Source organism: Azospirillum oleiclasticum (assembly GCF_013423485.1).
Classification (GTDB): Bacteria; Pseudomonadota; Alphaproteobacteria; order Azospirillales; family Azospirillaceae; genus Azospirillum; species Azospirillum oleiclasticum.
Genome location: NZ_JABFFR010000112.1, coordinates 1 through 515 on the forward strand (window position 1 = coordinate 1; position 515 = coordinate 515).

Annotated in this window: 1 protein-coding gene; it reads left to right on the forward strand. The window is 68.9% G+C overall.

What is annotated here, in order from left to right:
- Positions 1 to 515 (forward strand): hypothetical protein (locus tag HL658_RS36500; RefSeq protein ID WP_211109948.1); only part of this gene is annotated, 515 nt, incomplete at both ends.

A 515-nucleotide genomic window follows, 5' to 3' on the forward strand; every position in this document is an offset into this window, starting at 1 on the left:
GGCTCGGGCAACGACGTGGTGACGCTGGGCGACACGGTGAACACGACGACGGTGACCGGGATCGAGACGCTGATCGGCGGTGCGAACACCGACACGGTGTCGGTGTCGAGCGGCACGATCGTCTTCCAGGGCAACGCGGGCGGCGACGTCCTGACCCTGGCGGCGAACAGCGCGGTGGATCAGCTGCTCTACGCGACGGCGGACGACGGTTCGGCGGCCGGTGCGAACAGCGGGTTCGACCAGGTGTCGAGCTTCCAGACGGGTCAGGACCAGATCGTGCTGACCGGTGCGCTGCGGACGCTGATCGACGACAACAGCAACGGGTCGCTGTCGGGTGCCTCGCGTGCGCAGAACGCGATCGACCTGAGCACGGACGAGGTGGTGACGCTGAGCACCCAGACGACGGCGCTGGCCGACGACAACTACGCGGCGGTGCGCACGGCGATGGGGACCCTGCAGAACAGCTCGGCCGGGGCGGATGTCCTGGTGCTGGCCAACAACGGCACCAGCACCGG